This window comes from Gelidibacter sp. (genome assembly GCF_039916245.1).
Lineage (GTDB): Bacteria > Bacteroidota > Bacteroidia > Flavobacteriales > Flavobacteriaceae > Gelidibacter.
On record NZ_JBDSLS010000295.1, the window covers coordinates 20246 to 27203 of the forward strand.

7 protein-coding genes are annotated in these 6958 nt (G+C 38.1%); 2 read left to right on the forward strand and 5 right to left on the reverse strand.

Features of this window, described 5'->3' with window-relative positions:
• Positions 1 to 5: 5 nt before the first annotated feature.
• From ABIQ28_RS14960 to ABIQ28_RS14980, 5 genes are all read right to left on the reverse strand, one after another.
• On the reverse strand, positions 6 to 1172 hold the full coding sequence (locus tag ABIQ28_RS14960) for a glycoside hydrolase 100 family protein (RefSeq protein ID WP_348038722.1): 1167 nt from the start codon (positions 1170 to 1172) through the stop codon (positions 6 to 8).
• A gap of 152 nt (positions 1173 to 1324) precedes the next feature.
• Positions 1325 to 2467 carry a glycosyltransferase family 4 protein gene (locus ABIQ28_RS14965; protein WP_348038724.1) on the reverse strand — a complete coding sequence of 381 codons (1143 nt, stop codon included), beginning with the start codon at positions 2465 to 2467 and terminating at the stop codon, positions 1325 to 1327.
• On the reverse strand, positions 2464 to 3123 hold the full coding sequence (locus tag ABIQ28_RS14970) for a PIG-L family deacetylase (protein WP_348038726.1): 660 nt from the start codon (positions 3121 to 3123) through the stop codon (positions 2464 to 2466). Before ABIQ28_RS14970 ends, ABIQ28_RS14965 begins: the two co-directional genes overlap by 4 nt.
• Before the next feature lie 27 nt (positions 3124 to 3150).
• Positions 3151 to 3489: a cupin domain-containing protein gene (locus ABIQ28_RS14975; protein ID WP_348038728.1), complete on the reverse strand. Its 339-nt coding sequence runs from the start codon at positions 3487 to 3489 to the stop codon at positions 3151 to 3153.
• 251 nt (positions 3490 to 3740) lie between these two features.
• Positions 3741 to 4301, reverse strand: coding sequence for an AraC family transcriptional regulator (locus ABIQ28_RS14980; RefSeq protein WP_348038730.1), 561 nt, complete (start codon positions 4299 to 4301; stop codon positions 3741 to 3743).
• A 668-nt stretch (positions 4302 to 4969) separates the two neighbouring features.
• Between ABIQ28_RS14980 and ABIQ28_RS14985 the strand changes: the two genes are divergently transcribed.
• Both ABIQ28_RS14985 and ABIQ28_RS14990 read left to right on the forward strand, forming a co-directional pair.
• On the forward strand, positions 4970 to 5959 hold the full coding sequence (locus ABIQ28_RS14985; protein ID WP_348038732.1) for a type I phosphomannose isomerase catalytic subunit: 990 nt from the start codon (positions 4970 to 4972) through the stop codon (positions 5957 to 5959).
• A 116-nt stretch (positions 5960 to 6075) separates the two neighbouring features.
• A complete protein-coding gene (locus ABIQ28_RS14990) occupies positions 6076 to 6834 on the forward strand; it encodes an HAD-IIB family hydrolase (RefSeq protein ID WP_348038734.1) in 759 nt (252 codons plus the stop codon).
• Positions 6835 to 6958: the final 124 nt, after the last annotated feature.

Consider the following 6958-nt stretch of genomic DNA (forward strand, 5'->3'; position numbering starts at 1 on the left):
TTGTTTTAACGTATTTCATCAAAAAACGGCGTGCGTCGTTCCTGAACACAAGTTGCAGCATACAGATAATTTGAAGCACTCCAAGTTTGCCAATCTTGTCCCATAGGATCTCCCGTTTGGGATTTGTACCATTCGTTAAAGCAAAATTCCAGATCTTTATTTATCCCTTTTTTGATGAGGTATGTCAATGCTAAAAGTTTTTTCTCGGCCAGATCAAATTCTTCAGCAGCAACTAAAGCTGCAATGTAAAACCCACTGATAAATGGCCATATGCCGCCGTTGTGATAATCTCCTGGTTTATTGAAATCATGATATCGAGGTAACCAATCGGGATCTTTGGGCAGTATAAATGGAAAAAAATTAGGTGTGACATCAACCACTAAGTCCTTGTTTCGATCCATGGAGTTACATTCATTTTCGATCCATTTTACCATATCCTTTGCTTTGCTGGGAGACGCTAAACCAGATAGAATAGCAATACTGTTTCCCAGTAAGTCAAATCGATTGCTACTATATATTTTGTATGACCACAATGCGAAATATGGCTGATCAAAAATAGCAAGGCCTTCGTGTGGGCAGCTGCGTGATGCATCCGAAGCGTATGTCAGTTGTTGGATTGCATCTCCTAGGTTTTTAGCATCCTTATACTTCTTCAAAAGTTTTAAACCTGAATAAGTTACCGTGTTCACGAAAAGTCCAAAACCCAATACCCATTGTTCATCCCGCCAATCGCTCGTCGGTTGTTGCGCTATTAAGTAATAGTTGGTAGGACATTGGTATTCCATCCAAACCACTGCTTTTTCCACGGCATCTTCTAAGAAATGAGGATCATCAAGCAGTGTTCTCATAATTCCTGCAGCCATCAGAAAAAGTGGTGTGGTATCGCTGGAGCCTTTGTTATTCCTATCATTTACAAGAGAAGGGATTTGGCCGTTTTCTGCTTGATTTTCCGCTAAGGTCAATAGGACATTTTTTACACTCTGCATCAGTTCGGTATTACCACTAGCGGCTATTCCGAGTACAGAAATTAAAAGGTCTCTGGTGTAAGGTTCTGGATATCCCCATCCTGCAGTTCTGGGTAAATTAGCCACAGTGCCATGAGAATTGTGCAAAAGAACCTCAATGGCGGCTTTTTTTGCAGATGCGATCAGTTTTTTATTCTCGGTATTCATTTTAAAGAATATTAATGTTTTGTTGTTCAAAAATCCAATCTAAACTTACGATTGTGTTGGATAGGACGTAAGATGAATACATTATTTAAAGGAATGTTTTCAAAAAAATAAGTCCTATGTCCTTTAGTCTTTTATCACTATTCATTATGAAACTATTCAATTCCTAAACGATCCTGTAAAATCTTCAAGAATTTTCTGGTAACAACTTTATAGTCAAAGTGCTCTACGGCGCGTTCTCTTCCTGCAGCTCCCATTTTAACTCTCAATTTCTCATCTTCCATGAGTCTGAGCATATAAGTGGCGATATCCTGAGTATTGGCGCGATAATCAACCGTCCTTGGAATGTCGAAGGCAATTTTTCGATCTTTACCAAAACCAGACTCTTCACCTAAAACGACTTCATTTACGACGATTTTTCTAGCAATTTCTGCCAAAAAAGCAGTCTTCCCATGGATGAGCGTATCTAACATACCCATGGCTTTTATTCCTATTACAGGCTTGCCACATGCTCCAGCTTCAACCTGTGGCATTCCAAAGCCTTCCAAACGTGAAGGCGCCGCATAAATATCACAGGCTCCTATTAAATAAGGCATGAAGTTTCGAGAAACAGTATTGGTAGCATAAGTAATATTCTTTTCAAGCCCAAGCGATTCAGCCATTTTGAGGTCGATCATGTTCTGTACTATCGTACGAGGTTGTGGCCATACTTTACAAATGTATTTCCAATCGGGAGCTTTGGTATCGATAATGGCGAGCGCCTGCATCACTTCTTGTGCACCTTTAGATGCTGCGTCGCCTCCTACCGTTAAAATCATTACCTGGTCGGGCGAAATACCCAAAGCCTCGCGAACAGCTACAATTTTAGGATCTTTTTTATCAAAAGGCATAAAAGCCGAGGTGTCTATGCCCACCGGAAGCACTTCTATGGTATCGGCTCTTATGCCATCACGTACATACATTTCCTTTACCCAATTAGAGGTCACTAAAATGAGTGGCAGTTCATTTAAAACTTCCTGATAATTTGCGATATAGCCATCTGCCACCAACCAAGGCACCGCCAAAATTCCATAACGTTGCGGATGAAGCACAAGATGAGGGGTATGCCCCCAATAACCGACCCCAACTACAACATCGGGTTCAAACCAGCGGTAATACCATTCTTTTTCTTGTGCGGATTCAAAATGAACGGCATGAGCGTCTACTCCTAATTCAAGCAGACCTCTGTAAAGCATGTCGCCCTGTGTTGCGAGTCCACCGGGAGAAGGCGGGTAGTCATAAAGAACAAGTACTTTCATATCATATATTGTGTTTGGTTTTTTTTAGATATATTCTTTTCTAGCCATTTTTGAGCATCCTCAGCTTTTTTAAATTGCCAAAACGCTTCTTTTTTGGGCGTCGTTTTAGCCTCAAATCCTGATTTCTCAAATCCATAGATGTCTTTGATGATCCGATATTTCTCTTTCCATATCTTTAGTGGAAGTTTTTGGCAAACGTCAGCATTTTCTATGGCACGCGGATAGTAGGCTTTGTTTCCATCTTCATAAGCAAATAGACAAAGGGTATCGATGGCTATTTTTTTTTGATTCCATAAGCTGATGACGGATCTGCCCACTTCTTCATGCCGTAAATGTTTAGTGTATTCGCCGAAAGGACTGTGAGTGAAGACGAGAATGTATTTTTTTTCTGGAAGAATATCTAATATGGCAGCTTCCACCTCTTTCTGATCTAAAGGCAATTGTTCAGGGCCGTCGTCCAAATCGCCCATTTTACCAGTGGCCTGATAAGTTGCAAGTAGTTTTTTAAATTTTGGAGCGCGGTCTGGATCATTTTTTCTACATAAACTCGCCACAAACCAGTTATCGTTTGGATGCATCAAAATTTGCCCTCCACACCATAAGGTTTCATCGTCGGGATGGGCCACTATTACTGAATTATTTGATTTCAATTCCATACATTTTCGTTTTCAATGGCATGTTTATTATTCGTAGCCGCTTTTGATGATCGTTGAGATCATTTTGAACTTCTCGTTGGCTTTGATTGTGTTTTTTGAATTTGCCGGAATGATAATACATTGGCCTGAATTTAGATTGTAGGTTTTGTCATCCACTAGGATTTCAGCTTTCCCCTCAACGATTTGAATAAAATGATCGAAACGTGAAAGTTTTTCTGTGAGCTGTTCTCCTTTATCAATAGAAATTACATTTACGTTTCCCGAAGCTTTTTTTATAATGTTTTTCATGACAACACTATTCGGCGCATAGTCATTAATGTCTAAAATGCCAAAAACCTTTAATTTTTTAAATTCCAGATCTTTCATCTTTCTAATTTTAGATGATTTACGCTAGTTGTGAGCCTATCGTCTTTAGTAAGAGCAATATCTAAAATTCCAATTTTTAAAGGAATAATCTATTATAACCAATACGTGAAGTGTTATATGTTTCACATATCAATTGGGAGACTATGTTGAAGTCATGTCAATTAAAAAGACTTTCTACTTAAGATGTTAGGAAGTTAATTGGATAGAAGTGTCATTTTTATCGGAGAGCAAGCATACAATTCACCAGTAAATTAGATGTCTTCTAAATTCGTAAGCTTTTGTGTTTTCATGTTTTTAAAAAAGGAAGGCGTAAGACCTGTTATTTTTTTAAATTGACTCGATAAATGGGCTACGCTGCTGTAGTGCAATTTATAGGATATCTCGGTCAGGCTTAAATCTTCATAAAGCAATAATTCTTTAGCTCTTTCTATCTTGTGATTGATGATGAATTGCTGAATCGTGGTTCCTTTTACCTCAGAAAAAGTGTTGGCCAAATAGGTATAATCGTACCCGAGCTTTTGACTGATATAATCTGAATAATTTACCGGTGGCAACTCGTCGGAATAGTGGATCATTTCGATGATGACCACTTTGATTTTTTCAATTAAGATATTTCGCTTATCGTCGAGAAGGTGGAGCCCATATTTTTTTAAATTTCTTTCAAGATATTGTATTTGTGAATCACTAAGGTTTTCTGAGATCTCAATGGTTCCAAGATCTATTCTTACGCAGTGTATCCCCATTTTTTGGAGTTCTTGTTTGACTACAATTTTGCAGCGCAAACTTACCATATACTTGACATATAAAATCATAGACATTTTTAATATGCCTCTCAAATGTTTTTAAAAATAGAGAAGCTTTTGCAATAAATACGTAAAGGACTTTTTCTATTAATCAGATAGGGAACAACTAAGTTAAAGAATGATTATATAAGATGGTAGCTTTTTGCTTTTTATATACAGTTTAGTAGTAAGATTTATAGGCTATTGGGATTAAAATAGTTTATTTATGAACATAGGTGTGCAGTATTTAATAAAACTAAGTCAAACATGAGCGCTTCAATTGGGTTTCTGTTGCCTTATGATATGAATTGATTTGATACAGATGGTGCTAGTAAAGCTGAAGGCCACTTAAAATTGGAGGATTATCCTTCCCTGAATTTTTTAAATCTGTGATATATGTAATGATTTTTAGCTTTTATATAGTAGATCATCGCTGATCATTTCGCAATTTTATAAAGCTGTTTTACTTAAAAGGCTATTGTTTTTCATCTGCAAAGCAGGATTATAGGATGTGTGAAGTATGGGGTTTAAAATTGAAATATTTTCTTCAACTCATGCATTTACTATTAGGAGCAACCTTCAAGGTAGAACTTGAAGCTTTTGATTTCACATAAGTTACAGGGCATTCAAAATCTAAATGTTTTAAGAAAACAAGCCCCAACGAGTCGTATTGTTTCATATCTCTAAAATAAAGTCTGATGAGCACTCAAATTTATCCTTTAAAATTCGAACCCATTTATCAATATCGCATCTGGGGGGGCAGAAAGTTGGAGCATTTGCTTTCAAAGCCACTTCCCGAAAATGAACCCGTAGGTGAAGCCTGGATATTAAGCGATCGAAAGGATCACTCGACTCAAGTGTCGGGAGGCAACCTGAAAGGCTTAACCCTTACGAATTTGATGGCTGATTTTCGTTACGAGATTATGGGTAAGCTTGGCTATCATTTTGAACATTTTCCATTATTGCTAAAGTTTTTAGACTGTAAAGAGGTGCTCTCAGTGCAGGTCCATCCTTCCGATGATCAAAAAGAATACATTCCTCAAGGTGATTTGGGAAAAACTGAAGCTTGGGTGGTTTTGGAAACGAGTGAGGACAGCCGCATTTATGCTGGTTTAAAAAAAGGAACTACTAAAGAGAATCTTGTTGAATCCATCCAAAACAAATCGGTAGCCGATAGACTCCACAGTTTTGTGCCTAAAAAAGATGATGCGGTATTTATCCATTCCGGAACCGTTCACACGCTTGGCGGAACTGTAGTTTTTGAGGTTCAAGAAAACAGTGATGTCACGTTTCGTCTTTATGACTGGGACAGAACCGATCCAAAAACTGGAGAACCACGTGAGCTTCAAGTAGAAAAGGCGCTGGCTTGTATTGATTTCAAACAAGTTGATATAGGCCCTGTAATTCCTGAGAAAAGTAAAGACATGAAAAATGCCGAAAAACTTTTCGATAATGAGCATTTTAAATTGTGGCGAATTAAAAGCGAATCAGAGTTTACCGTTGGCTTTAAAGATGAACCTGCTATTTTGGTTTGCACCGAAGGACAAGGGATGATGAAGTACAACGATGCAGACTATACAATCAGTAAAGGAGAGGTCGTGCTATTGCCAGCAATTATTGGACTTCTCGACCTTCATCCAGAACAGGAAATAACCTTGCTTCAAATCGCTATTCCAGACAGGAAATGAATTAAATTATGAAATGCCACGTTGAGATTTTTCAAAACCATAAAAATGTTTAATCTGGGCATTCCAGCTGGCTACCTGACGGGCAAGTTTTTCTGTTTCTCAAATACTTCTTACAGATGAAAAAATTAATTGTATTCGATTTGGACGGTACTTTGGCAAAAAGCAAATCTGCTATTGACAAGGAAATGGCCAAACTTTTAAAGGAATTACTTGATGTGGCACAGGTGTCTATCATATCAGGAGGGGATTGGCCTCAATTTGAGAAACAGGTTTTGAGTCATTTGCCCAAAAGAGCAAAACTCATGAAGCTAATGATTCTTCCCACTTGCGGGACTAAGTTTTACAGATATACCGAAGGTTGGGATGAGTTATATGAAGAGAATTTTACTGCTGCTGAAAGAAAGAAAATACTTACAAATTTAAAAGCTGCCATTGACGATGCACATCTTGAAATCAAAAAAACTTGGGGAGAGCAAATCGAAGATCGCGGCAGCCAGATTACCTTTTCGGCCTTGGGTCAAGAGGCTCCGCTTGAGGCAAAAAAAGGTTGGGATGATGATTTCGCAAAACGCAAAAAAATGGTAGAACCTCTGAAAAAGTCACTAAAAGAATTTTCAATTGGGATGGGAGGAACGACTTCCATTGATATTGTGAAACCTGGGATTGACAAGGCGTATGGAATACAAAAACTTAAGGAGATTTTGGATTTTGATATTTCTGAAATGCTCTTTATTGGAGATGCCCTATTTGAAGGAGGAAATGATTATCCCGCCAGAAAAACTGGTGTGGACTGTATTCAGGTCAGGGATGATGAAGAAACCAAAAGGATAATAGAAACCATTATTGCGTGTTCAAGTGACAAACCTAAAAACTAAAATCTATGATTCCATTTAAATTACACCGCATTTGTACGCTAATGACGCCCGAAGTTGGAAATGAAATGGAAGTTGAAGGTGTGCTCAATCCTGCGGTAACACGCGGGCCTGATGGAGCGCTTTA